At 45.7% G+C, this 25,552-nt stretch carries 20 protein-coding genes; 17 read left to right on the forward strand and 3 right to left on the reverse strand.

Going from position 1 to position 25,552, the window contains the following annotated elements; genetic code table 11:
* Nucleotides 1-164 precede the first annotated feature (164 nt).
* The 11 genes from AC6I7V_RS04125 to AC6I7V_RS04175 all read left to right on the forward strand — a co-directional run bounded on the left by AC6I7V_RS04125 (nt 165) and on the right by AC6I7V_RS04175 (nt 12,965).
* On the forward strand, nt 165-806 hold the full coding sequence (locus AC6I7V_RS04125) for a LysE family translocator (protein WP_498011386.1): 642 nt from the start codon (nt 165-167) through the stop codon (nt 804-806).
* Between the two features lie 434 nt (nt 807-1,240).
* Nucleotides 1,241-2,707: a protein adenylyltransferase SelO gene (locus AC6I7V_RS04130; protein WP_498011387.1), complete on the forward strand. Its 1,467-nt coding sequence runs from the start codon at nt 1,241-1,243 to the stop codon at nt 2,705-2,707.
* A 147-nt stretch (nt 2,708-2,854) separates the two neighbouring features.
* Complete coding sequence (locus tag AC6I7V_RS04135) at nt 2,855-3,583, forward strand: response regulator (RefSeq protein WP_261882758.1); 729 nt, start codon at nt 2,855-2,857, stop codon at nt 3,581-3,583.
* A gap of 16 nt (nt 3,584-3,599) precedes the next feature.
* A complete protein-coding gene (locus tag AC6I7V_RS04140; RefSeq protein WP_498011388.1) occupies nt 3,600-5,045 on the forward strand; it encodes an ATP-binding protein in 1,446 nt (481 codons plus the stop codon).
* Nucleotides 5,046-5,155: 110 nt separating this feature from the next.
* A complete protein-coding gene (locus AC6I7V_RS04145) occupies nt 5,156-6,403 on the forward strand; it encodes an ABC transporter substrate-binding protein (protein WP_261882760.1) in 1,248 nt (415 codons plus the stop codon).
* 181 nt (nt 6,404-6,584) lie between these two features.
* On the forward strand, nt 6,585-7,523 hold the full coding sequence (locus AC6I7V_RS04150; protein WP_498011389.1) for a carbohydrate ABC transporter permease: 939 nt from the start codon (nt 6,585-6,587) through the stop codon (nt 7,521-7,523).
* Complete coding sequence (locus AC6I7V_RS04155) at nt 7,520-8,377, forward strand: carbohydrate ABC transporter permease (RefSeq protein ID WP_008218366.1); 858 nt, start codon at nt 7,520-7,522, stop codon at nt 8,375-8,377. The genes AC6I7V_RS04150 and AC6I7V_RS04155 overlap by 4 nt, the downstream gene beginning before the upstream one ends.
* Nucleotides 8,378-8,383: 6 nt before the next feature.
* Complete coding sequence (locus AC6I7V_RS04160; protein ID WP_032549615.1) at nt 8,384-9,496, forward strand: ABC transporter ATP-binding protein; 1,113 nt, start codon at nt 8,384-8,386, stop codon at nt 9,494-9,496.
* Nucleotides 9,497-9,804: 308 nt separating this feature from the next.
* Nucleotides 9,805-10,800 (forward strand): TRAP transporter substrate-binding protein, encoded by a 996-nt coding sequence (locus AC6I7V_RS04165; RefSeq protein WP_255231143.1) that lies wholly within the window; start codon nt 9,805-9,807, stop codon nt 10,798-10,800.
* Nucleotides 10,801-10,866: 66 nt separating this feature from the next.
* Nucleotides 10,867-11,601 (forward strand): TRAP transporter small permease, encoded by a 735-nt coding sequence (locus tag AC6I7V_RS04170; RefSeq protein ID WP_255231142.1) that lies wholly within the window; start codon nt 10,867-10,869, stop codon nt 11,599-11,601.
* 2 nt (nt 11,602-11,603) lie between these two features.
* Nucleotides 11,604-12,965, forward strand: a complete 1,362-nt coding sequence (locus AC6I7V_RS04175) for a TRAP transporter large permease (protein WP_255231141.1) — start codon at nt 11,604-11,606, stop codon at nt 12,963-12,965.
* Nucleotides 12,966-13,007: 42 nt separating this feature from the next.
* On the opposite strand, the gene AC6I7V_RS04180 is transcribed toward AC6I7V_RS04175, so the two are convergent.
* The 3 genes from AC6I7V_RS04180 to AC6I7V_RS04190 all read right to left on the reverse strand — a co-directional run bounded on the left by AC6I7V_RS04180 (nt 13,008) and on the right by AC6I7V_RS04190 (nt 16,444).
* The gene (locus AC6I7V_RS04180; RefSeq protein WP_261883118.1) at nt 13,008-13,187 is read right to left on the reverse strand and encodes a hypothetical protein; all 180 of its coding nucleotides are present in this window, start codon (nt 13,185-13,187) and stop codon (nt 13,008-13,010) included.
* A gap of 94 nt (nt 13,188-13,281) precedes the next feature.
* Nucleotides 13,282-14,619, reverse strand: coding sequence for a sigma-54-dependent transcriptional regulator (locus AC6I7V_RS04185; RefSeq protein WP_255231140.1), 1,338 nt, complete (start codon nt 14,617-14,619; stop codon nt 13,282-13,284).
* Between the two features lie 10 nt (nt 14,620-14,629).
* Nucleotides 14,630-16,444, reverse strand: a complete 1,815-nt coding sequence (locus AC6I7V_RS04190) for a sensor histidine kinase (RefSeq protein ID WP_498011390.1) — start codon at nt 16,442-16,444, stop codon at nt 14,630-14,632.
* 628 nt (nt 16,445-17,072) lie between these two features.
* Here AC6I7V_RS04190 and tig point away from each other — a divergent pair.
* From tig to ppiD, 6 genes are all read left to right on the forward strand, one after another.
* Nucleotides 17,073-18,371, forward strand: coding sequence for a trigger factor (gene tig, locus AC6I7V_RS04195; protein ID WP_255231138.1), 1,299 nt, complete (start codon nt 17,073-17,075; stop codon nt 18,369-18,371).
* 105 nt (nt 18,372-18,476) lie between these two features.
* Nucleotides 18,477-19,103, forward strand: a complete 627-nt coding sequence (clpP, locus tag AC6I7V_RS04200) for an ATP-dependent Clp endopeptidase proteolytic subunit ClpP (RefSeq protein ID WP_032549604.1) — start codon at nt 18,477-18,479, stop codon at nt 19,101-19,103.
* An 83-nt stretch (nt 19,104-19,186) separates the two neighbouring features.
* Complete coding sequence (gene clpX / locus AC6I7V_RS04205; protein WP_255231137.1) at nt 19,187-20,467, forward strand: ATP-dependent protease ATP-binding subunit ClpX; 1,281 nt, start codon at nt 19,187-19,189, stop codon at nt 20,465-20,467.
* A 132-nt stretch (nt 20,468-20,599) separates the two neighbouring features.
* Entirely contained in the window at nt 20,600-22,951 is a 2,352-nt protein-coding gene (gene lon, locus AC6I7V_RS04210) for an endopeptidase La (RefSeq protein WP_255231136.1), read from the forward strand.
* A 192-nt stretch (nt 22,952-23,143) separates the two neighbouring features.
* Nucleotides 23,144-23,416 (forward strand): HU family DNA-binding protein, encoded by a 273-nt coding sequence (locus tag AC6I7V_RS04215; RefSeq protein WP_004736083.1) that lies wholly within the window; start codon nt 23,144-23,146, stop codon nt 23,414-23,416.
* 216 nt (nt 23,417-23,632) lie between these two features.
* Entirely contained in the window at nt 23,633-25,498 is a 1,866-nt protein-coding gene (ppiD, locus tag AC6I7V_RS04220) for a peptidylprolyl isomerase (protein WP_255231127.1), read from the forward strand.
* The last annotated feature ends 54 nt before the right edge of the window (nt 25,499-25,552 follow it).

A 25,552-nucleotide genomic window follows, 5' to 3' on the forward strand; every position in this document is an offset into this window, starting at 1 on the left:
CGGATGATTACACCGTATGGCGATGGCTTTTACGAAAGTAAGCCCCGCGCAGTGATAGAGAAAGCAACGTGGTGAAGTTGATCAAGTTGCACATCTGATTCATATTGGAGCTCAACATTTATATTTAAGATCAACACGCCCTAGTGAGTTACGGAGGATTCACGATGAGTTTTGATATTTGGGTTTATTACTTTCTTGCCGTATTGGTGCTAACAGCATCACCAGGACCAAGCTCTTTGTTGTGTATGACGAAGGCGGTGCAATCAGGATTCAGGCTGTCTGTTTTTACCGCTCTTGGTAGTTTAACGGCGATTACTTCAATCTTAACCCTGTCTTTTACCGGGCTTGGCGTCATCATCGCTTCATCTGAGGTCGTGTTTAACATCATCAAATGGACGGGTGCTGCCTATCTGATTTATCTAGGTTGGAAGTCACTGCGCTCAGATCAGCAGAGTTATCAGCTTGATGAACAAGGAGAAGAAGGCAGTAAGCAAAACAAAGGCACTCACCTACAGCACTACTTAAGCGGGTTTATTGTAGGCGCGAGTAATCCTAAAGCTATCTTGTTCTTCACCGCTCTTTTTCCCCAGTTTATTGACCCTACAGCGGCACTGTTTCCGCAGTTTGTCGTATTTGCGACGACTTTCGCAGTGATGGAGCTGTCGTGGTTGTTGATGTACTCCTATCTTGGGGCTAAATCATCTAACTGGTTATTTGCTAAGGGTAGAGCCAAGATGTTTAACCGAGTGACTGGTGGTGTATTTATCGGTGCAGGCGCACTTTTATCCACGACCACCCGTGCTTAAAGTAAAAGAAATCTCAATTGTTACGAAAATTTCTTGGTGTTGTAATAAAAAGTTAATATTAATGTGCTTGCCGATTTTGGCTGCTTGTCGATATATTGTATATACACGGTATATATAGTTAAGGAGCGCATTTATGCAGCATCAAGAAATGATTCAAAACTCTCATTTTGGCGTTATCGGTCGTACTTGGCTTTTCGCATCGGTTTCTCTAGTCGCTATTCTCGCTTTAATCTAATTAGGTTTACGCAACTCGAAAATTGTTATGAATAACTCTTTTTCACGATCTTATCGTTCAATCTTTTCTAAACATTAAACGTGGCTTTCTACCTCAGCAAACAAACCGCCGAGACCCAGTAGTTAGCCATTCAACCTTTTCAGAAGTTGTTACCAAACTGTGATAATCTGACACTACTATTCAATTAAAGTGTGTCGTTATGTCTATTTGGGACCATCTCTCTTTTAACAATCGATTCGTCGAACTGCCTCAGACCTTTTATTCTCGTGTTGATCCAACACCACTGTTGAACCCGCGTTGGCTTGCGTGGAATGACGCTTTGGCAACGGAACTTGGTTTTCCTTCTGTGGACGGAACTCAGAGCCTCGATCCAGATCTCTTGAATTCATTGTCCGGTTTGGTCGATAACGAAAACTTTGACCCGATAGCGATGAAGTATGCGGGTCATCAGTTTGGTGCTTACAACCCAGATCTTGGTGATGGAAGAGGGCTACTCTTAGCTCAAGTTGTCGCTAAAAGTGGTGAAACGTTCGACTTACACCTTAAAGGTGCAGGTAAAACACCCTATTCACGGATGGGCGATGGGCGTGCGGTTATCCGTTCGACTGTGCGTGAGTATCTATGTAGTGAAGCGATGGCGGGACTGAATATTCCAACCACACGTGCACTCGCCATGATGATCAGTGACACGCCGGTGTACCGTGAAAAGCAGGAGAAGGGTGCGCTGCTATTGCGTGTATCTGAATCTCATATTCGCTTTGGCCATTTTGAATATCTGTTTTACACCAATCAACTTGCAGAGCAAAAGCTATTGGCTGATAAGGTGATTGAGTGGCACTTCCCAGAGTGCTTAGATGAAGAAAAGCCATACGCGGCGATGTTTAACCAAATCGTTGACCGCACTGCGGAGATGATTGCGTTGTGGCAGGCGAATGGCTTTGCTCACGGGGTGATGAACACGGATAACATGTCGATCATTGGCCAGACGTTTGATTACGGCCCGTTTGCCTTTATGGATGAGTATAATTCTCGCCTTATTTGTAATCATTCGGACTATCAAGGTCGCTACGCATTCAATCAACAGCCTCGTATTGGTATGTGGAACTTGTCTGCACTAGCGCATGCGTTGTCTCCTCTGATTGAACGAGCAGATTTAGAAGCTGCGCTTGAGATGTACGAACCTCAAATGAATGGCTATTTTAGTCAGCTTATGCGTAGAAAGCTCGGGCTGCTATCGAAACAAGAGGGAGACAGTCGCCTGTTCGAGTCTATGTTCGAGCTGATGTCACAAAACCGCGTCGATTATCCTCGCTTCTTCAGAGCGCTATCGGATCTCGATACGCAATCTGAGCAAGAGGTCATTGATCTGGTTATCGATCGCCAAGCAGCCAAGCTTTGGGTCGATAGTTATCTTAAGCGCTGTGAACTGGAGCAGGAAAGTACAGAGCAGCGCTGTCAAAAGATGCGTGCAATCAACCCTAAATATGTACTGCGTAACTATCTGGCTCAATTGGCAATTGATAAAGCGGAAGAGGGCGATAGCAGTGTGGTTGATGCATTGATGGTCGTGCTTGCCGATCCATATGCTGAACATCCTGCCTATGAATATTTGGCTGCTTTGCCTCCTGAATGGGGCAAAGAGATGGAGATCAGCTGTTCGTCTTAGTGCGAGTCATTAGCAAATGCAGGTAGAGGTTATCTAGTTGTGATCTCTATCTGTTCATTGTTCTAATTTTATAGACATATCAATAATCAAATACTCGACCTGCCTATACACTATGTGAATAAGTTGTAAATTTTATGGGTTTGGGCGATGCCAACAAATACTCGAATTCTCGTGGTGGATGACGATCAAGAAATCCGCGAGTTGCTGGAAGAGTACCTTTCAAAATCCGGCTTCGATGTCTCTTCGGTTGGAGACGGGGCGGAACTAGACATTCACCTTCAGAGTCAAGGTTACCCTGATCTGATTCTTCTCGATGTAATGCTGCCTGGTGACGATGGTTTTACCTTGTGTCAGCGTGTTCGTAAAAACTCCAATGTGCCTATCATTATGCTGACTGCGGTATCAGATGAAACTGATCAGATTATTGGCTTGGAAATTGGCGCGGATGACTATATCGCCAAGCCGTTTAGCCCGCGCCAATTAATGGCTCGTATCAAAGCTCTGTTACGCCGTGTTCAAGTGGTTGATGACAAGCCGAGTGATGCATTGCCTAAACAGATCATCTTTGGTGATTGGACGCTCGACACACTTGCGCACCGAATCTCACACAATGAAAGCGCCGAAGAGATGGACTTGTCGGGCAGTGATTTCTCATTGTTGATGCTGTTCCTTAGTCGCCCAAACGAAGTGTTAGACCGAGATACCATCTCTTTTGCAACCAGAGGGCGTGAAGCGTTGCCTTTTGAGCGCGGTATTGATGTTCAGCTCAGTCGTTTGCGAAGCCGACTCGGTGATAGTGCTAAATACCCGCACTACATCAAAACCATGCGTGGCAACGGCTATATATTGGCTGTACCTGTACATTATGAGCACTGAGTAAGAAGAACTGCGTATGAAGTGGTTGAGAAGTTTAAAGCCAAACTCCTTGGTTGCTCGAACCTTGCTTTTGACCTTGCTCGCTGTCGTGATCGCACAAGGTATCGCAACCTCGATTTGGTATAGCGAATCCAAACAAAAAGAGTTAGAGGGGATTCGTTCTGCTTCATCAAGCATGGCTAATATGTTTGCTTCGACGGTGACTTTCTTTCAGTCTTTGCCCGTCAAGTATCGCCACATCGTGTTAGATCAGATCCGCAATATGGGTGGGACGCGATTCTTCGTCTCTTTCAATAAAGAGGCATTGATTGTTGAACCGATACCCGATACCCGTTTAAAAGCCGCATCGATTGAAGCGATAGAGAGTGTCTTGAGTAGCAAACTCAATAAAGTGGAGTCGGTGCGCGTCGATTTCTCTCGCCCAGAACATCTTAGGTTGCTGAAAAATGACATCTACTTGAGCGACCTCCCGCGATCTTGGGCGCATCATACCTTAACCTTAGAGCCGCTTAATCCGCCGATTCTGGTTGTTCAGATAGAGTTAGCCAGTCATGAATGGGTTTACATTGCAGCACTGTTGCCAGCACCCTACGTCAAACTGGATGACACCATTCTTGGCCGCGAGCAGGTGATCTTCTTGCTCTCTTCAACGCTGATTTTGCTGGTGTTGACTTACTTAATGATTCGCCGCCAAGTGCGTCCGCTTAAAAAGCTAGCAAGGGCAGCGAATGAGATGAGTATGGATATTCAGCAGCCGCCACTTAACGAAGAGGGGGCGACTGAACTGGTGACTGCGACTCGGGCATTTAATCGGATGCAGCAACGTATTCGTCGTTATGTGGCCGATAGGGAGCATCTTTTCTCTGCTATTTCTCATGATTTAAAGACACCGATCACTCGACTGAGGCTCAGAGCTGAGCTATTGGAAAGCGAAGTTAAGAAAGAGAAGTTCAACAAGGATCTGGATGAGCTAGAGATGATGGTTAAAGGTGCCCTGCAAGCGGTAAGAGATACAGACCTTCACGAAAACAACGCCATTATCGACCTTAATGACATGGTGGCTTCGGTTATTGAATCGCATAACCAGCATCAAACCTTAGTAGAGTTTGAGCCCATTGTGGTGGAGCCTTTAGTCGCCAAACCATTAGCGATTAAACGTGTGCTGACCAACCTTATCGACAATGCGGTGAAATACGGAACGTCCGCTAGAGTCGACATCAGTAGCGACTCTGTGTGGGTAATCATAACGATTCAGGATCATGGCAAGGGTATTCCTGAAGACAAACTTGAGTTGGTGTTTGAACCCTACTTCAGGCTTGCGACCGACGATCAAGGACACGGCTTAGGGCTCGGAATCTGTCGAAATATCCTACACGGACACGGCGGAGATCTCATTATTTGCAACTCCCCTCAGGGTGGTTTAGAAGCCAAAGTCTATATCCCACGCGGCCTAGAAGTGTAATGTAACAATTGTGTTACATTGGGCTTACCTTTTGTTTCAATCCTAAAAATCAAAATAAGTAGACTCTTTATTGAACCGGGCGTCGAGTCCGCTAAACATGGAAGATTATAATGAAAATCAATAAAACCCTACTTACTCTATCTCTTCTTGCTACCTCAACATTTTCTCAGGCTGGTGAAGTGGAAGTGCTTCACTGGTGGACTGCTGGTGGTGAAGCTAAATCCGCTGCAGTGCTTAAAGAGATGATTGAACAACAAGGTCATACTTGGAAAGATTTCGCTGTTGCTGGTGGCGGCGGTGAAAGTGCAATGACCGTTTTAAAAACACGAGCAGTATCTGGTAATCCGCCATCTGCCGCGCAGATCAAAGGTCATGATATTCAGGAGTGGGGTGGTTTAGGTTTTCTAACGTCTCTCGATGCAACCGCGAAACAAGAAAAGTGGGATGACATACTGCCCGCTGTTGTCACCAAAGTGATGAAATGGGACGGCGAATACGTAGCGGTCCCTGTGAACGTTCACCGTGTTAACTGGCTTTGGGCAAACCCAGAAGTACTCGAAAAATCGGGTGTGACGGTTCCAACTACCTTAGATGAGTTCTTTGTTGCTGCAGACAAAATCAAAGCAGCAGGTTTCATTCCTCTGGCGCACGGCGGTCAGCCTTGGCAAGACGCGACCGTTTTCGAAGCGGTAGCGCTTGATGTACTTGGTAGCGAAGATTACAACAAAGCGTTCGTTGATTTGGATATGGATGTACTGTCTGGCGACAAAATGGTCGAAGTGTTCACAAAGTTCAAAAAGATGCGAGACTACATCGACAGTAACTCTCCGGGCCGTGACTGGAACGTAGCGACTTCAATGGTTATCAATGGTGAAGCGGCGATGCAAATCATGGGTGACTGGGCGAAGGGTGAGTTTACGGCTGCGGGCAAAGTGCCAGGTAAAGACTACATCTGTGCACCAGCTCCGGGTACTGACGGCCAATTTACTTTCAATATCGATAGCTTTGCTTTCTTCGAGCTAGGCGATAAAGAGAATCAAAAAGCGCAACAAGATCTTGCGAAAACCATTCTTACTAAAGACTTCCAAGAGGTCTTCAACCTAAACAAAGGCTCGATTCCAGTTCGTCTTGATATGGATATGTCTAAGTTCGACCAATGTGCGTTGGACTCAATGGCAACCTTCAAAGCGAGTGCGGAGTCTGGTGACCTTGTACCGAGTATGGCTCACGGTCTATCTACAACAAGCTACGCCCAAGGCGCCATCTATGACGTTGTGACTAACTTCTTCAACGAAAAAGATGCCGATCCTAAAGAGGCAGCAGCTAAGTTAGCAAAAGCGGTAAAAGCGGCTATCTAACCTAGCTTGATACGCAACATGAACAGAACGCGACGTGCTGACTATGTTGCTTATCCCTAACCCCCAGGGTGGGTAGGTTCGTAGGGAACCTATCCGCTCTTCACCTCAATTCTGATATACGTGATGCTGATGTGGTGCCGAGAGGTAAGCCATTGGCTCAATTGTGCAACAAGGAAAAGTTATGGAGCATGTTTTGACTAAGTCGACTCCAAAACCGACAAGGAGCCAGCCTGCACCCAAGCCCAGTTTTGCTGACAGGTTACAACATTGGTTACCTAAGATTGTGCTGGCACCGACCGCGTTGGTGACCGTGGTATGTATCTACGGCTATATATTCTGGACGGCAGCGCTGTCGTTTACTAACTCTCGATTTCTACCGAGCTTCAATTTTGTTGGCTTTGCTCAATATGAAAAGCTGATGGAAAACGATCGCTGGATCACCTCAATCACCAACCTCGGTGTGTTTGGGATCCTATTCATGGTGATTGCTATTGTGTTGGGTGTCGGTTTGGCGATTCTGCTTGACCAGAATATCCGACAAGAAGGAGCGATTCGTACTATTTATCTCTACCCAATGGCACTGTCATTCATCGTGACGGGTACCGCTTGGAAGTGGATTTTGAACCCGGGTCTGGGTATTGAAAAGTTGATGCAAGATTGGGGCTTTACCGACTTTAAATTTGACTGGTTGGTTGACTATGAAATGGCGGTCTACACCTTAGTGATTGCCGCGCTTTGGCAGTCGTCAGGCTTTGTGATGGCGATGTTCTTAGCTGGCCTGCGTGGTATCGATTCTTCGATTATTAAAGCGGCGCAAATTGACGGTGCAAGCTTACCGACTATTTATCTCAAAATCATTTTACCTTGCTTGCGACCTGTGGTTTTCAGTGCGGTGATCATCACTTCACACATTGCGATTAAGAGCTTCGACCTTGTGACAGCAATGACGGCAGGTGGCCCGGGTTATTCATCGGATCTTCCAGCACTATTCATGTACGCACACTCATTTACACGCGGACAAATCGGCCTCGGTGCTGCCAGTGCGATGATGATGCTAGCCGGTATTTTAGCGATTCTCGTGCCTTATCTTTACTCTGAACTTAGGGAGAAAAAGTCATGATGAATAACATCAACTTTGCTCGAATGTTTATCTATTCGGCGCTGCTCTTCTTCTGCTTGGTTTATCTCATGCCGCTGTTCGTCATGGTACTGACCTCATTCAAAACCCTACCAGATATTAAGGCGGGTAACTTGATGAGCTTACCAAAAGAGTGGGTTTTCGATGCTTGGTATAAAGCGTGGGATAGCGCGTGTACTGGCGTGAAATGTGAAGGGGTGAAAGGCTATTTCTGGAACTCGTTCCAAATGGTGATTCCTGCGGTCGCTATCTCAACACTACTCGGTGCATTCAATGGCTATGTTGTCACCAAGTGGCAGTTCCGTGGTTCAAACCTGTTCTTTAGCTTGCTGCTATTTGGTTGCTTCATTCCATTCCAAGTGGTGTTGTTACCTATGGCGACCGTGCTGGGCAAGATGGGCCTAGCAAACACCACAGTTGGTCTGGTACTTGTGCACGTTATCTACGGCATGGCGTTTACGACGCTGTTCTTTCGTAACTTCTACATCTCGATTCCAGATGAATTGATCAAGGCGGCAAAACTGGATGGAGCGGGCTTCTTTACCATCTTCTTCAAGATCTTATTACCAATATCCACACCCATCATCATGGTGACGGTGATCTGGCAGTTTACCGCTATCTGGAACGATTTCTTATTCGGGGTGGTGTATTCCGGCTCAGAGACTCAGCCAATCACCGTAGCATTAAATAACTTAGTCAACACCAGTACGGGCGTTAAAGAGTACAACGTCGATATGGCTGCTGCGATCATCGCCGCACTGCCAACATTGTTGGTGTATGTCTTTGCAGGAAAATACTTTGTTCGTGGCCTAACGGCAGGATCAGTAAAAGGATAATTACCCATGGCAACATTAGATTTAAAACAGATCCGTAAAACCTATCGCAACGCGGACAACGAAACGTTAAAGGGCATCGACATTAGTATCGATTCGGGGGAATTCTTGATACTTGTCGGCCCTTCGGGGTGTGGAAAATCCACCTTAATGAACACCATTGCTGGGTTAGAAAATATTAGCTCGGGTGAGATTGTGATTGATGGTGTCGATGTTGCTCAGGTTGAACCCAAAGATCGCGACATTGCGATGGTGTTTCAATCTTATGCGTTATACCCAAACATGACAGTACGCGGCAATATCGCCTTCGGCTTGAAGATCCGCAAGATGCCGCAGGACGAGATCGATGCTGAAGTGAATCGCGTCGCTGAAATGCTGCAAATCGAGCAATTGCTGGATCGCAAACCCTCACAGCTATCGGGTGGTCAGCGTCAACGTGTCGCGATGGGGCGTGCACTGGCGCGTCGTCCTAAGCTGTACTTGTTCGATGAACCGCTTTCTAACTTGGATGCCAAACTGCGTGTGGAAATGCGCCACCAGATTAAGCGCCTACATCAAAAGCTTAATACCACGATTGTTTATGTAACCCATGACCAAATCGAGGCGATGACGCTGGCTGATCGCATCGCAGTAATGAAAGATGGCGAATTGCAGCAGTTAGGCACACCACAAGAGATCTACACCAAACCAAGTAATATGTTTGTGGCAGGCTTTATGGGCTCCCCATCGATGAATTTCATCAAGACCATGGTGGATCTCGATGAAGAGCAGAATCCGATCATTAAGGTTATTGGTACCGCTGATCAGGAGCACCATATTCGACTGCCGCAAAGCATGCGTGAACAAGACGGCAAAGAAGTGGTGATTGGCCTGCGCCCTGAACACATTACTGAGCAACAAGGTGATGATCTGTCGGCAACCACTAAATTGGACTTGCAGTTGGAAGTGCTAGAACCGACCGGGCCAGATACGATTGCGATGGTGAAGGTAAATGACCAAGAAGTGGCGTGTCGCTTATCACCGGAATTTGAAGTCTCGGTAGGGCAGATGGCACCGCTGCATTTTGATTTATCGAAAGCGGTATTCTTTGATGCGCAGACTGAAAGGCGAATTGATTTCTAATTGATTTAGCGCCTTAGCGTAAACAGAAGCAGTCCTAGGTAGGGGCTGCTTTTTCTATTTTCTCGCCCCGATAGCAGCGACACTAACATTGAGTCTCTCGGTGGCTTTCCACCCATTTACAAATATTCGATGTGTCATTTTCCACCCATTACTTACGCGTCGGTTTCTCTACAGATTCGTCCAATCATCCGCCAAGCCTTGCGGTTAAAGGGTTGTTAAATAATTGTAGCGAGTTGGCGCGCTAATTGCCTTAGTGATGACATGCAGTTCCCATTGATGGGCTGCTTTGTTTACTAAGGAGAATAATAATGTTTAAGCCTCTTACCCTGCTATCTGTATCTGCGCTTGCGCTTACAAGTTTTAATGCTGCTGCGAACTGTGACCCTGGTGAAATTGTTATCAAATTCAGCCACGTAACAAATACTGACAAGCACCCGAAAGGCATTGCTGCTTCTTTACTTGAAGAGCGAGTAAACACGGAAATGAACGGCAAAGCTTGTATGCAAGTTTTCCCTAACTCAACGCTATACGATGACAACAAGGTACTGGAAGCCCTGTTAAACGGTGATGTTCAAATGGCGGCACCTTCGCTGTCTAAATTTGAGAAGTTCACTAAGAAATACCGCATTTTTGACCTTCCGTTCCTGTTTGAAGACGTTGACGCAGTTGACCGTTTCCAAAACTCAGAATCTGGTGAAAAGCTGAAGAATGCAATGAAGCGTCGTGGCCTACAAGGTCTTGCGTTTTGGCATAACGGCATGAAGCAGATGTCAGCAAACAAGCCTCTTATCAGCCCTGCAGATGCAGAAGGTTTGAAGTTCCGTGTACAAGCGTCTGATGTACTGGTTGCTCAGTTTGAGCAGTTAGGTGCTAACCCTCAGAAGATGTCGTTCAAAGAGGTATACGGTGGCCTACAAACTAAGGTTATCGACGGTCAAGAGAACACTTGGTCTAACATCTACGGTAAGAAATTCTTCGAAGTACAAGACGGTGTAACAGAGACCAACCACGGTATTCTTGATTACCTAGTGGTAACGTCAAACGACTTCTGGAAGGGTCTACCTGAAGATGTACGTGACCAGCTAAACACGATCGTTAAAGAAGTCTCCGAGACACGTAACGCTGAGTCTGCAAAAGTTAACCTAGCGAACAAAAACAACATCATCGAAGCGGGTGGTGAAGTTCGTACTCTGACACCTGAACAGCGTCAAGCTTGGGTAACAGCGCTTCAACCAGTATGGAAGAAGTTTGAGAAAGACATCGGCTCTGATCTAATCGAAGCTGCACTGGCTTCTAACCAGTAATACCGCTATTGGGTGGCGGACCCCTACCGCCGCCCTTTATTAAAACAATTATAAGCGGAGCATTTTATGGAACAGTCTCAAATGGAACAGTCTTTATTTTCCAAAGTCGGAAGAGTTACCGATTTAATTGAAGAGTCTTTAATCGCCTTTTTTTTGGGCGCAATGACCCTATTAACTTTTGCAAACGTGGTCTTTCGATACGCGTTCAATGACAACATTTTATGGGCATTGGAACTCACCGTATTCATGTTTGCATGGATGGTGCTAGTTGGCGCTTCTTACGGCGTTAAAAAGCATTTTCATATCGGGGTTGATGTGGTGATCAACCTAGCGCCAGAGAAATTGAGAAAAGTGTATGCCTTAGTCGCTGTCACTTGTTGTCTCGCTTTCTCGATTCTACTTTTGATTGGTTCTTGGAACTATTGGTATCCGTTTGCAACCGAGCGTGCATGGTACGAAACCGACGATATTCCAATGCCAGAGATGTTGCAGTTCTTGGCTGACTGGCTCAATGAGGGCGAGCGTTACGAAAAGCTGCCTCGATTCATTCCTTATATGGCACTACCGATCGGCATGGCACTTCTTACCTTCCGATTTGCACAGATCGCTTATCAAGTCGCGACAGGCAAGATTGATCGCATGATTGCAGGTCATGAAGCGGAAGAAGATCTTGATGCGCTTAAAGCACAGGTAGAAGCGGGAAGTGACGAAGACGCAACAGCGATTTTGGATTCACAAAACTCCGTGAAAGCGGAAGACTCAAAGCCATCTAATCAACAATCGAAAAGCAAGGACGACTAATCATGGCGATGTTATTTCTATTCTTGATGGTAATTGCTTTCATGCTGGTGGGCGTGCCGATTGCTATCTCACTGGGTCTATCCAGTATTCTGTTTTTGTTGATTCACTCTGATGCGTCACTCGCGTCGGTTGCGCAAACCTTATTTAATGCGTTTGCAGGGCACTACACTTTGCTTGCAATCCCATTCTTCATTTTAGCGTCTAGCTTTATGTCTACGGGTGGTGTGGCGAAGCGTATTATCCGTTTTGCTATCGCGATGGTAGGTTGGTTCCGCGGTGGCTTGGCAATGGCGTCGGTTGTGGCGTGTATGATGTTTGCGGCACTGTCTGGTTCCTCTCCGGCGACTGTGGTGGCAATCGGTAGTATTGTGATTGCCGGTATGGTGAAAAATGGCTACTCAAAAGAGTTCGCAGCAGGCGTTATCTGTAACGCGGGTACGTTGGGTATTCTGATCCCACCATCGATTGTAATGGTTGTTTACGCAGCAGCAACGGACGTGTCTGTTGGTCGTATGTTCTTAGGTGGTGTTATTCCGGGACTACTGGCTGGCGTGATGCTGATGATCGCTATCTACATTGCTGCTCGTATCAAAAAAATCCCGGCACAACCTTTTGTTGGTTGGGGCGAAATGTTTGATGCTGCGAAAGACGCGAGCTGGGGCTTGTTACTTATCGTCATCATCCTTGGTGGTATTTACGGCGGTATCTTTACACCAACAGAAGCGGCGGCGGTAGCAGCGGTGTACGCCTTCTTTATCGCGAACTTTGTCTATAAAGACATGGGACCATTCGCTGATAAAGAAAACAAAAAGCCGATGTTAGTGAAAGCACTGCAAACCTTTGTCCACAAAGACACGAAAGATACTCTGTACGACGCTGGTAAGCTGACCATTATGCTGCTGTTTATCATTGCGAATGCCTTGATACTAAAGCATGTACTCACAGAAGAGCGCATCCCACAAATGATCACCGAGTCGATGTTATCGGCAGGTCTAGGGCCTATTACCTTCTTGATCGTAGTGAACTTGTTGCTACTGATTGGTGGTCAGTTTATGGAGCCTTCTGGTCTTCTTATCATCGTTGCACCACTGGTTTTCCCAATCGCGATTGCACTGGGTATCGACCCAATTCACCTAGGTATCATGATGGTGGTGAACATGGAGATAGGGATGATAACCCCACCGGTGGGGCTCAACTTGTTTGTGACCGCTGGGGTTGCGAAAATGTCGATGATGAACGTGGTGAAAGCGGCACTGCCGTGGGTTGGTGTTATGTTCCTGTTCTTGATAATCGTAACTTACGTGCCTTGGGTATCAACATGGCTACCGACCACCCTGATGGGACCGGAAATCATCACTAAGTAACACGATTAAGTACAACTTTATCCTTAACGAATAGATGAAGAGTTAAACCTCTTCATCTATTTTTTTGCCTGGCTCTCGACGAGAAGTTCTGCTCCTTCTGTCGTAACCTTTCCAGCGAACATGCCTTTTACGTCGCTCTCGCCCTGAACGTTTCTCTTCTTCGTAATGTCCGTCGATTAGGACGGTATCGGATATCGCGGGAACTGTGATTTTTTCGTTCATGGCTCGATTGGGTATGCTGAACACTGGAATATTGACAGTATGGTCGAGCTTATCCGTCTGTGCCAATCCAGTACCTAAATCGGCAGCAGATCGTTTACTGTTTAAAATCGTCTTTGTCGATTTGGTAGCGTTGCATCTTGTCGTAAAGCGTTTTTCTTGGAACATTGAGTTGCTCCATTGTTAGCTTGATACTGCCTTCGTTGTCGATCAAAGCTTGTTCAATCACAGACTTTTCGAAGCTTGCGACTTGGTCAGCTAAACTCGAACATGTCTCTTGTTCTATAACATCCCCTAGTTGAGCCAGTTTACCCAGCAGAATAAAACGTTCTGCGGTGTTTCTAAGCTCTCGAACATTACCGGGCCAGTCGTGAGCCATTAACTTGTGCAGATCGCTACTTGGGAGGGCTTGCGCCGTTTTGCCATAACGTGCCGCAGCAACCAAAAGGAAGTGATGGAAGAGGGCGGCGATGTCCTCTTTTCGGCTACGTAAAGGGGGTAAATCGAGTGTGACGACATTGAGGCGATAGTAGAGATCTTGTCTAAATGTGCCTTCAGCAGCGGCTTTCTTAAGGTCAACCTTAGTAGCGGCGATAACGCGAATATCCAAGGGTTGAAGCTGGTTAGAACCAATACGCTCGATAACGCGCTCTTGAAGAACGCGAAGCAGACGAATCTGCGCCTGCATTGGCATTGATTCAATCTCGTCTAGAAATAGGGTGCCACCTTGAGCATGTTCAAACTTACCAATCCTCTTGGTTTCAGCGCCAGTAAAGGCGCCTTTTTCGTGACCATAGAGTTCGCTCTCAATTAGGTTCTCCGGTACGGCACCGCAGTTTACTGCGACGAAGTTCTGCTCACGTCGGCTGCTCTGTTCGTGAAGCGAGCGCGCCACTAACTCTTTACCCGTTCCGGTTTCACCAAACAGCAAGATATCGGCGCTAGTGTCCGCAACATGAGTAATGGTTGAACGCAGCTCTTGGATAACTGGTGTGTCGCCGATGATGCGTGGTCCGAGGGTTTGGCTAGCTTTGAGTGACTGTTTGAGCTCGCGGTTTTCGAGGATTAATTGACGTTTCTCGATAGCTCTCTTAGTGGTCTCAATCAACCTTTCGTTGGCAAATGGCTTCTCGATAAAATCATAAGCGCCATCATGAATTGATTTAACCGCCATTGAGATGTCACCGTGCCCTGTAATCATGATAACTGGCAGCTCTTTATCTTTGTGGATGACGGTATTCAGTAGGTCATGACCAGACAATCCCGGAAGGCAGATGTCGGTGATGATGACGTGGGGCAGTCCATGCTCTTTGATCGCAATTAATGCGGATTCCGCATCGGGGAAGAACTGAGCATCAATGTCCGCCAGTTCAAAGCTCTGTTCACTGGCTAGCCGCAGATCTGGCTCATCATCAATGAAATAGACATGGCACATAATGGTTCCTTTACTCGTTATTGTTATTTTGTTGTTCTGTAATTAACGGCAGACAGATAGTAAATCTTGCTCCGCCTAATGGACTTTTGGCGTGTGTGAGCTCGCCGTTGATGCCTCTAATAATCTGTTGTGATATCGATAACCCTAGACCTAAACCATTCTTCTTGGTGGTATGAAATGGTTCAAAAAACTGTTGTGGCGTGTCATGTACAAAGCCGGGGCCATTGTCGTCAATATGCAGTTGAATACATCGTTCTGAGTTGGCATTGGTATGGTATTCGAACTCGAGACTAAGTTGCTTGTTCTCTTGCCCCTCCATCGCCTGCATACCATTAGTGATGAGGTTAATGATCACTTGCTCAAGCTGGATTGCATTGGCTTGAATGAGTGCATCTAGCTTGTCCGGAAGGGGGGATATCGTCACTCTTTCTGCTTTTAGCTGAGGTTTCATTAATTCAATGGAAGAGTGAATAAGCGGGAGCAGTTGCAGTTGCGATAGGTCTTCCGCGTTTGATTTTTTAGCAAATGATCGAAGTTGATGGCTGATCTTAGCCATACGGTCAGTCAGTGATGAGATGCGAGATAGGTTGTCATCAACACGCTCGAACTTCTCTTTGGCTAAAAATAGGCGTCCGTTATCGGCATAGCTACGAATTGCGGCAAGTGGATTGTTTAACTCGTGACTGATACTGGCGGACATCTGCCCCAAAACCGCCAATTTCGCGGCTTGGATCAACTCGTCTTGGGTCTGTCTCAGGACCTTTTCTGTCTCGGTGCGTTGCAGCACCTCTGCGTGTAATTCAGAGGTTCGTTCTAACACTAAAAACTCGAGCTTCTGTTTGGCTTCTGATTGCAGTCTATCTATCTGTACTCGACGATGGATACGGTTGAGGTTGAGCTGCAAGGCGAGATAGATGATGGCAAAGACTAAGCTCAATACCACTAGATAAGAGATCAGATCCCACCACACTAAATGCGTAGGGGAGAGCACCCTTACCGTTAATCTCGGCTGTTCGACAAAGCGTGATGAGACAAAAAACTGCTCATGAACCAGAGGATGAAGAGACTGAATGGTGCTGGTGGATGAGCCAAGGTCGCCGTTGAAGTTCAGGCTCTTAATATCAGTATCAAGAAACTGCCTTCCCTCTTGGATTTTACGTTTACGTTCACTGTCCAACGGTTTCAGACTTTTAAATAGCCAGTCGGGGTTACTCGACATAAACACCACATGATCTTTATCGTCTGCAACGAAGTAACTCTGTTTGCCTTTCCAACTGGCTTCGATCAGTGATAGATCCATTTTGACAACGATCACACCGATGATTTCGGCGGCGTAAGAGACAGGGTAAGAGTAGTAATAACCGCGCTTTCCAGAAGTCGAGCCTAGAGCGAAATACTGATTCTCTTTACCGCTAAAAGCGTGCTGAAAATAGGGACGAAAAGCAAAGTTACGGCCAACAAATGAGTGGCTTTGATTCCAGTTGCTGGCTGCAATCGTGGTACCGATATGGTCGAGCAAATAGGTGTCAGAGGCTTGTATTACTTGATTTACATGAGCCAGATAGCGATTGGTTAACTCAATCTGCGCAGAGTTATCAGGCGCGTGCAGCGCATCGATTAACTCTTTGTCTTTGGAAAGCAGTTCTGGAATGTGGGCGAATTTGTCCAGTTGACTGGCGATATGTACGGAGAAACGGTCAAGCTTTGATTGGTGATCTTCGAGCAAACCTTGATGGCTTATTTTCCACACCCAGTGACCGCCAAGAATCATCAGCAACCCATAAGTGATGAGCAGCAGAATGGGTAGGCGGGAAGGTTGAAGCATAAGAGATCTCGCTGTGTATTACGGTGTCGAAAAGCGTGTCATGTGCCTGAAACGCTCAAAGTGTCATAAAAAGTTCAAAAAATGAGGGCTGACAGGTAGTTATAGGTTAAGGCTTTGTAACGCAGATTGTTGAAAAAGTTATCGACTCTGAGGGGTAAAACAAGAGCAAGATCTCTTTTTAAGCTTTTTCGGAAAAAAAGCCCTCGATTCCCTTGAAAAAGCCGCTATTGTCCCCATTTCCGATGTGTCGAGTGGTGTTTTGATTGAATATGACCCTCTCAGGCGGACGAATTTAGAGCATTCATCATCAAGCTGAGGTGATTGGCTCGACAGAGATTAAACAGATCGCTAGAATGTCGCGTCTAAAATTTCTGTCCAGAGGCTAATCGGAGATACCTTTCCTTGTTGTAAAACAGGCTATGAACTTCACAAAAGAACATAGAAAAAAGATATCGCTGATTAGTCTGGTGTTTGATTGAATAGTCACTCAGACATCAATGCTCAATTTTAAATTAGGTGTTCGGATAGAGCACTACACAAGGATGCAGCCAACAACACGCTTTCCAAAAGAATGCACGTTACGGCTCATATGCTCAGATTATCTGAGCCAGTTTTGAGGTTTTATATAATGCAAGTTACTGTTGAAACGCTAGAAGGCCTAGAGCGCCGTCTTAATATTACTGTTCCTGCTGCTAACATCGAAGATGCAGTTACAGCTGAACTACGCAACATCGCGAAAAACCGTCGTTTCGATGGTTTCCGTAAAGGCAAAGTGCCAATGAAGATGGTTGCTAAAATGTACGGCAAAGCAGTACGTCAAGACGTGATGGGCGAAGTAATGCAACGCCACTTCATCGAAGCGATCGTTAAAGAGAAGATCAACCCAGCTGGCGCACCAACTTTCGCACCAGTAGAAAACAAAGAAGGCGAAGATCTAGTATTCAACGCAACTTTCGAAGTTTACCCAGAAGTTGAGCTGAAAGGTCTTGAGAACATCTCTGTTGAGAAACCAGCAGTAGAAGTTAAAGACGCTGACGTTGAAGAGATGATCGAAACTCTACGTAAGCAACAAGCAACTTGGACTGAAGTTGATGCAGCTGTAGAAGACGGTTCTCGCGCAACTATCGATTTCGTTGGTTCTATCGACGGTGAAGAGTTCGAAGGCGGTAAAGCTGAGAACTTCCCACTAGAGATGGGTGCTGGTCGCATGATCCCTGGTTTTGAAGACGGTATCGTTGGCAAAACTAAAGGTATGGAATTCGAAATCGACGTAAACTTCCCAGAAGATTACCACGCTGAAAACCTAAAAGGTAAAGCAGCTAAGTTTGCAATCAAAGTAAACAAAGTTGAAGCTCGTGAACTTCCAGAACTAAACGAAGAGTTCGTTGCTAAGTTCGGCGCGACTGACGGCGTTGAAGGTCTTAAAGCTGAAGTTCGTAAGAACATGGAGCGTGAGCTTAAGCAAGCTGTTAAGAACCGCATCAAAGAGCAAGCTATCGACGGTCTAGTTAAAGAAAACGACATCGACGTTCCAGCTGCACTTATTGACCAAGAGATCGGTACTCTACGTCAACAAGCTGCTCAACGTTTCGGTGGCAACACTGAAGCTGCTGACCAACTTCCACGTGAGCTGTTCGAAGAGCAAGCTAAACGTCGCGTAGTTGTTGGCCTTCTACTTGGTGAAGTAATCAAGTCTGAAGAGCTAAAAGCTGACGATGAGAAAGTAAAAGCAATCATCGAAGAGATGGCAACTGCATACGAAGATCCATCTGAAGTTATTGCTTACTACGAGCAAAACGAGCAAATGATGAACAACATGCGCAACGTAGCTCTAGAAGAGCAAGCAATTGATGCAATCATCGCTAAAGCTCAAGTTTCTGAGAAAGAAGTTAGCTTCAACGAGCTAATGAATCAGCAACCTGCTTAATATAGTAATATCTGACGTAGAAGGTTGACGTACGGTCAACAATTCTGCTAACAATGGTCCGTATGATTTAATCATTCGGGCCATTTATTTTAGGGACATAAGAATATGAGCTACCAAGAAAAAAATACAATGCCATCGATTATGGATGCACTCGTTCCAATGGTGGTTGAACAGACTTCCCGTGGTGAACGTTCTTACGATATCTATTCTCGTCTTTTAAAAGAACGAATCATTTTCTTAACCGGTCAAGTGGAAGACCACATGGCAAATCTTGTCGTGGCTCAACTGCTTTTCTTGGAATCAGAAAACCCAGACAAAGATATCTATCTATACATCAACTCACCTGGCGGCAGCGTAACAGCGGGTATGTCTATCTACGACACAATGCAGTTCATTAAGCCAAACGTGAGCACGGTATGTATGGGTCAAGCTTGCTCGATGGGTGCATTCTTACTTGCTGGTGGTGAGCCAGGTAAGCGTCATGTGCTTCCAAACTCTCGTGTAATGATTCACCAGCCACTTGGCGGTTTCCAAGGCCAGGCGTCTGATATTCAAATCCACGCGCAAGAGATCCTAACGATCAAACAGAAGCTAAACAAACTATTGGCAGAGCACACAGGTCAGCCTCTAGAAATCGTTGAGCGTGATACCGATCGTGACAACTTCATGTCTGCAGAACAAGCTGTAGAATACGGTTTGGTGGATTCAGTACTAAATCATCGCGGCGAGTAATTGCACAAGCAATTGTTTAACGCAAATTGATGCAAATTGATATACACTCAAATCATAGAGAGTAAAGGCTAAGAGGTTAGCGAATGACAGATAAAAGCAAAGAGGGTGGTAGCGGTAAACTACTTTACTGCTCTTTCTGTGGCAAAAGCCAACACGAAGTTCGCAAGTTAATCGCAGGCCCTTCTGTTTACATTTGTGACGAATGTGTCGACCTTTGTAACGACATTATTCGTGAAGAAATCAAAGATGTTCTTCCTAAAAAAGAGTCTGAAGCGTTACCAACGCCTCGCGAGATTCGAGAGCACCTTGATGACTATGTAATCGGTCAAGAGTACGCGAAGAAAGTGTTAGCAGTTGCAGTATATAACCACTACAAGCGTTTACGTAATGGTGATACAACAGCTGAAGGTGTAGAACTTGGTAAGAGTAATATTCTTCTTATCGGTCCTACTGGTAGTGGTAAAACACTACTTGCAGAAACATTGGCTCGTTTCCTAGACGTTCCATTTACCATGGCAGATGCAACCACACTAACCGAAGCCGGTTATGTGGGCGAAGATGTAGAAAACATCATTCAGAAGCTGCTACAGAAGTGTGATTACGACGTTGCGAAAGCGGAACGCGGCATTGTTTATATCGATGAAATCGACAAGATTTCTCGTAAAGCTGAAAACCCATCGATCACTCGTGATGTTTCAGGTGAAGGTGTTCAGCAAGCACTTCTAAAACTTGTAGAAGGCACAGTCGCTTCAGTTCCACCACAAGGTGGCCGTAAGCATCCACAGCAAGAGTTCTTGCAAGTGGATACATCTAAGATTCTGTTTATCTGTGGCGGTGCATTTGCCGGCCTAGATAAAGTGATTGAGCAGCGTGTAGAAACAGGCTCTGGTATTGGCTTTGGCGCAGAAGTGCGTTCAAAAGACGAAACCAAAACTATTGGTGAGCTATTCACTCAAGTTGAACCTGAAGATCTAGTGAAATATGGTCTAATTCCAGAGTTCATTGGCCGTCTACCGGTAACAACCACACTGACAGAGCTAGACGAAGAAGCACTGATCCAAATTCTGTGTGAGCCGAAGAATGCACTGACCAAACAGTATGCTGCGCTATTCGAACTAGAAGATACAGAGCTTGAGTTCCGTGAAGACGCACTGCGTGCCATTGCGAAGAAAGCGATGAGCCGCAAAACAGGTGCTCGTGGTCTACGTTCTATCTTAGAAGGCGTGCTACTAGAAACGATGTACGAACTGCCATCATCGACCAATGTGAGCAAGGTTGTGATTGATGAGTCTGTGATTAACGGAGAGTCTGAACCTCTTCTAATTTACAGCAATTCAGAGAACCAAGCGGCGGTAGCAGAGTAGGTCTTTTTTAGACTAGTGACTCAAATTCCAAAAGGAGGTAAGCAATTACCTCCTTTTTTTTATTCTTCCATTGAATCCAGTCGTTTAAGCCCCATATACTGCTTTATAAGTTAAAGCGGAAGAGAGAAATATATGAACTTGGAACGTTCCGAGCGTATCGAGATCCCCGTACTGCCTCTACGTGATGTAGTGGTTTACCCACACATGGTTATTCCACTGTTTGTTGGTCGTGAAAAATCGATTACTTGCCTTGAATCGGCAATGGAAGCCAACAAACAAGTGCTACTCGTGGCGCAGAAAGAAGCGGATACTGATGAGCCTTCAATCGACGACCTATTCGAAGTAGGTACTGTTGCTACGATTCTTCAGCTTTTAAAGCTACCTGACGGCACGGTAAAAGTGCTTGTTGAAGGTCAGCAGCGTGCGAAAATTCACCAATTTAAAGAAAGTGAATTCTTCCTTGCAGATGCAGAATACGTTGTCACCTCAGAACTTGACGAAAAAGAACAAGAAGTGGTTGTTCGCAGCGCGATCAATCAATTCGAAGGCTTTATTAAGCTAAACAAAAAGATTCCACCAGAAGTATTAACTTCTCTGAATGGGATTGATGAAGCCGCTCGTCTAGCGGATACCATCGCAGCACACATGCCACTTAAACTGGTAGACAAACAGCACGTACTAGAGATTCTAGATGTGACTGAGCGTCTAGAGTTCCTGATGGGCCAAATGGAGTCAGAAATTGATATCCTGCAGGTAGAAAAACGCATCCGTGGTCGTGTTAAGAAGCAGATGGAAAAATCTCAGCGTGAGTACTACCTGAATGAGCAGATGAAAGCGATTCAGAAAGAACTTGGCGAGATGGACGATGCTCCAGATGAATTTGAGGCTCTGAAGAAGAAAATCGAAGAGTCGAAAATGCCTCAAGAAGCGCGCGAAAAAACCGAACAAGAGCTGCAAAAGCTGAAGATGATGTCGCCAATGTCGGCAGAAGCAACAGTGGTACGTAGCTACATCGATTGGATGGTTGGTGTGCCTTGGGCGAAGCGTTCTAAGGTTAAGAAGAATCTAGCGAAAGCAGAAGAGATCTTAAACGAAGACCATTACGGTCTAGAGCGTGTTAAAGAACGTATTCTTGAGTACTTGGCGGTACAAAACCGTATCAATAAGTTGAAAGGCCCTATCCTTTGTCTTGTTGGTCCTCCAGGTGTCGGTAAAACCTCGCTAGGTCGCTCTATCGCTGCTGCTACAGGCCGTAAGTACACGCGCATGGCGCTAGGCGGCGTACGTGATGAAGCAGAGATTCGTGGTCACCGTCGTACCTACATCGGCTCTCTTCCGGGTAAGCTAATCCAGAAGATGTCTAAAGTTGGCGTGAAAAACCCACTGTTCCTATTGGATGAGATCGATAAGATGTCTTCTGATATGCGTGGCGACCCATCTTCAGCACTGCTAGAAGTACTCGACCCAGAGCAAAACAACGCGTTTAACGATCACTACTTAGAAGTAGACTACGATCTGTCTGACGTTATGTTCGTTGCGACGTCTAACTCGATGGACATTCCTGGCCCACTGCTGGACCGTATGGAAGTTATCCGTCTATCTGGTTACACAGAAGACGAGAAGTTAAACATCGCAAAACGTCACCTTGTTGATAAGCAAGTGAAACGCAACGGTCTTAAGCCTCATGAGATTGAGATTGAAGACTCTGCAATCATCGGCATTATTCGTTACTACACGCGTGAAGCGGGTGTACGTAGCCTAGAGCGTGAGATCTCTAAGATCTGTCGTAAAGCGGTGAAGAACATCCTGCTAGATAGCGATCTTAAGTCTGTGACTGTGACTATGGACAACCTAAAAGATTACCTAGGTGTTCAACGTCATGACTTCGGTAAAGCAGACGAGAGTAACCGCATTGGTCAAGTAACTGGTCTAGCGTGGACTCAAGTTGGTGGTGATCTATTAACGATTGAAACTGAAGCAATGCCAGGTAAAGGTAAGCTAACGCAAACCGGTTCTCTTGGTGATGTGATGAAAGAGTCGATTCAAGCTGCGATGACCGTAGTTCGCTCTCGTGCTGAAAAACTGGGTATTAACTCAGATTTCTACGAGAAGCGTGACATCCACGTTCACGTACCTGAAGGCGCGACACCAAAAGATGGCCCGAGTGCGGGTATCGCAATGTGTACTGCACTTGTTTCTAGCCTGACAGGTAACCCTGTAAAAGCAGAAGTGGGTATGACAGGTGAAATCACTCTTCGTGGTGAAGTTTTACCTATCGGTGGCTTGAAAGAAAAGCTACTTGCAGCGCATCGTGGTGGTATCAAAACAGTACTGATTCCAAAAGATAATGAGCGTGATTTGGAAGAGATTCCAGACAATGTCATCGCTGACTTAGAAGTCATTCCTGTTCAATGGATTGATGAAGTATTGAAAGTTGCTCTAGAACGAGATCCGTCAGGGGTCGAGTTTGTCGCTAAAAAATAGTGATGCGTAGCAAAAATAAGTAAAGATTTACGCTGATGAGTCTAAAAAGGCTTGTCAGCGTTTTTTTTGGGCGCTAAGTTAATTGACTAAAGCCGCAAGCCCTTTTGCAATAAGGCTTTCGGCTAAATTAAAACCAAAATGGAACGTACCGTCATCCTAAATTAGTCGCAGATGACAAAGAGGGGAAACACAGTGAATAAAACACAACTAGTAGAATCAATCGCAGAAAACGCAGATATCTCTAAAGCTTCAGCTGGCCGCGCACTAGACGCATTCATCGAAGCAGTTGGCACAACACTTCAATCAGGTGACCAAGTAGCACTTGTTGGTTTTGGTACTTTCAGTGTTCGTACTCGTGCAGCTCGCACAGGTCGTAACCCTAAAACTGGTGAAGAAATCCAAATTGCAGAAGCAAAAGTACCTGGCTTTAAAGCGGGTAAAGCACTAAAAGACGCATGTAACTAAGATTGCGTTACCTCGGTTTTCGTTAAGCCAAGGTAGCAAGATGCGTTAGCTGTTTGAAAAATGATGTTTCATCCTTAAGCAGTGATTGTGTAAAGCACATTGAACTAATTTAAATTATGCGCATCCTACTGATGCGCATTTCTTTTTCTGATAATATCGCGTGAATAAGATTTTTATGTTGAAGCCCATGCTTCATATCCGGAGAGCACTTAAATTATGATGGATCGATTACGCGAAGGCGTGAACAGCATCGCGGTAAAAATTATCCTTGGGTTGATTATCCTGTCATTCGTATTCGCAGGTGTAGGTAGCTACATCACAGGTGGTGGTAACAACGCCGCAGCGAAAGTTGGCAATACCGAAATCGGTCGTGGTGAGTTTGAACAAGCTTATCAAAACGAGCGTAATCGCATGCAATCTCAACTTGGCGATTACTTTTCTCAAATGCTTGCAGACCCTGCATACGTAGAGTCTTTCCGTAAATCAGTACTTGATCGTATGATTAACGATGTACTGCTTGAACAGCAAGCTGAATCTCTAGGTCTACGCATCAGTGATTCACAAATTCGCACTATGATTCTAGAGATGCCACAGTTCCAAACTGCGGGTCAATTTGATCAAGAAGTTTACCAAGCAGCACTTCGTCGCGCTGGTTTTAGCCCTGAAAGCTTTGCAGAATACATGCGTCGTGATCTAATGCGAAACCAATTGGTGACAGCGCTACAAAGCAGTGAGTTTGTTCTTCAAGGCGAGATCGATACTCAAAGCAAGCTGATTGCTCAGACTCGTGATATCCGTACTGTGACGCTATCGGTTGCTGAACTTGCGAAAAGTGTTGAGCTAACGGAAGATGAGATTTCAGAGTACTACCAGCAAAACCCATTAGCTTACACTCGTCCAGAGCAAGCGAAGGTGTCTTACATTGAGCTTTCTGCAGAAGCGCTGAAAGGTCAAATCCAAGTCTCTGACGAACAAGCTGAACAGTACTATCAAGAACACCTAGACAAGTACTCGACTGAAGAGCAACGTAAAGTAAGTCATATCCTTGTTCAAGGTGATGATGAAGCTAAAGCGCAAGCCATTCTTGATGAGCTAAATGCAGGTGCTGATTTTGCTGCACTAGCTGAAGAGAAATCTGACGATTTCGGCAGCGCGGATGTTGGCGGTGATCTAGGTTGGATTGAACGTGATGTGATGGATCCAGCGTTTGAAGATGCGGCTTTCGCTCTCGAAAACGTCGGTGATACAACAGGCCTAGTTAAGTCTGAGTTTGGTTACCACATCATCAAGCTAGACGAACTGCAAGCTTCTAAAGCACAGCCTTTCTCTGAAGTAGCGGTTGAGATCAAGCAAGAACTATTGGATCAGGAAGCCGTAGACCAGTTCTACGAGCTACAAACTGAACTAGAGAAGGTTGCGTTTGAGTACCCAGACTCACTAGACGACTCTGCAGAGGCGATTAACGCTAAGATCCAGACAACAGACTTCGTTTCTCAAATCGACGCTCCTGAGCTACTGAAAACGCCTGCTGTAATGCAAGCGATTCTAAGTCCTGAAGTGAAAGAGGATGGTCTAAACTCAGAAGTTATCGAAGTTGCGCCTGAACACGTAATTGTGGTTCGCGTTGAAGAGACTCGTGATGAGACAGTTCTTCCTCTTGAAGAAGTGAAAGATCAAGTCGTTGCTGCGCTGTCTGCTGTTAAAGCGGAACAACAAGCGATTGAGCTAGGCGTATCACTTGTGAATGAACTAAAAGCAGGTAACGAAGCCGTACTAGCGGAAAACAACCTGACGTTTAGCGAGCTTGAAACGATTGACCGTAGCTCACCACTAGCAAGTTCTGTATTTGCTTTTGCTAAGCCAGAAGCGGATCAACCAGTGTTTGGTCAAGCGAAAGACCAAAACGGTAATATCGTCGTTGTCGAACTGTCTAAGGTTACTGCAGATATCAACCCAGATTACAGCACTCAAATTGGTGCGCAGCTAGAGCGAGTTGGTAACCAGCAAGACCTAACCAACGTTCTGAACGTACTTCGTAAGAACGCAGACGTTGAATACTACATCGTAGGTCAAGGTCAATAATAGCAAGCTCAGTAAAAGATAGCTTGAAGAGTAGGTTTGCGAGTTAGCCTACAC

The organism is Vibrio sp. KUL70 (assembly GCF_059725515.1).

Excerpts from the sequence above, each read along its gene's own strand:
- AC6I7V_RS04125 (WP_498011386.1), top strand. The coding sequence starts at position 165 with ATGAGTTTTGATATTTGGGTTTATTACTTTCTTGCCGTATTGGTGCTA.
- AC6I7V_RS04130 (WP_498011387.1), top strand. The coding sequence starts at position 1,241 with ATGTCTATTTGGGACCATCTCTCTTTTAACAATCGATTCGTCGAACTG.
- AC6I7V_RS04135 (WP_261882758.1), top strand. The coding sequence starts at position 2,855 with ATGCCAACAAATACTCGAATTCTCGTGGTGGATGACGATCAAGAAATC.
- AC6I7V_RS04140 (WP_498011388.1), top strand. The coding sequence starts at position 3,600 with ATGAAGTGGTTGAGAAGTTTAAAGCCAAACTCCTTGGTTGCTCGAACC.
- AC6I7V_RS04145 (WP_261882760.1), top strand. The coding sequence starts at position 5,156 with ATGAAAATCAATAAAACCCTACTTACTCTATCTCTTCTTGCTACCTCA.
- AC6I7V_RS04150 (WP_498011389.1), top strand. The coding sequence starts at position 6,585 with ATGGAGCATGTTTTGACTAAGTCGACTCCAAAACCGACAAGGAGCCAG.
- AC6I7V_RS04155 (WP_008218366.1), top strand. The coding sequence starts at position 7,520 with ATGATGAATAACATCAACTTTGCTCGAATGTTTATCTATTCGGCGCTG.
- AC6I7V_RS04160 (WP_032549615.1), top strand. The coding sequence starts at position 8,384 with ATGGCAACATTAGATTTAAAACAGATCCGTAAAACCTATCGCAACGCG.
- AC6I7V_RS04165 (WP_255231143.1), top strand. The coding sequence starts at position 9,805 with ATGTTTAAGCCTCTTACCCTGCTATCTGTATCTGCGCTTGCGCTTACA.
- AC6I7V_RS04170 (WP_255231142.1), top strand. The coding sequence starts at position 10,867 with ATGGAACAGTCTCAAATGGAACAGTCTTTATTTTCCAAAGTCGGAAGA.
- AC6I7V_RS04175 (WP_255231141.1), top strand. The coding sequence starts at position 11,604 with ATGGCGATGTTATTTCTATTCTTGATGGTAATTGCTTTCATGCTGGTG.
- AC6I7V_RS04180 (WP_261883118.1), bottom strand. The coding sequence starts at position 13,187 with ATGAACGAAAAAATCACAGTTCCCGCGATATCCGATACCGTCCTAATC.
- AC6I7V_RS04185 (WP_255231140.1), bottom strand. The coding sequence starts at position 14,619 with ATGTGCCATGTCTATTTCATTGATGATGAGCCAGATCTGCGGCTAGCC.
- AC6I7V_RS04190 (WP_498011390.1), bottom strand. The coding sequence starts at position 16,444 with ATGCTTCAACCTTCCCGCCTACCCATTCTGCTGCTCATCACTTATGGG.
- tig (WP_255231138.1), top strand. The coding sequence starts at position 17,073 with ATGCAAGTTACTGTTGAAACGCTAGAAGGCCTAGAGCGCCGTCTTAAT.
- clpP (WP_032549604.1), top strand. The coding sequence starts at position 18,477 with ATGAGCTACCAAGAAAAAAATACAATGCCATCGATTATGGATGCACTC.
- clpX (WP_255231137.1), top strand. The coding sequence starts at position 19,187 with ATGACAGATAAAAGCAAAGAGGGTGGTAGCGGTAAACTACTTTACTGC.
- lon (WP_255231136.1), top strand. The coding sequence starts at position 20,600 with ATGAACTTGGAACGTTCCGAGCGTATCGAGATCCCCGTACTGCCTCTA.
- ppiD (WP_255231127.1), top strand. The coding sequence starts at position 23,633 with ATGATGGATCGATTACGCGAAGGCGTGAACAGCATCGCGGTAAAAATT.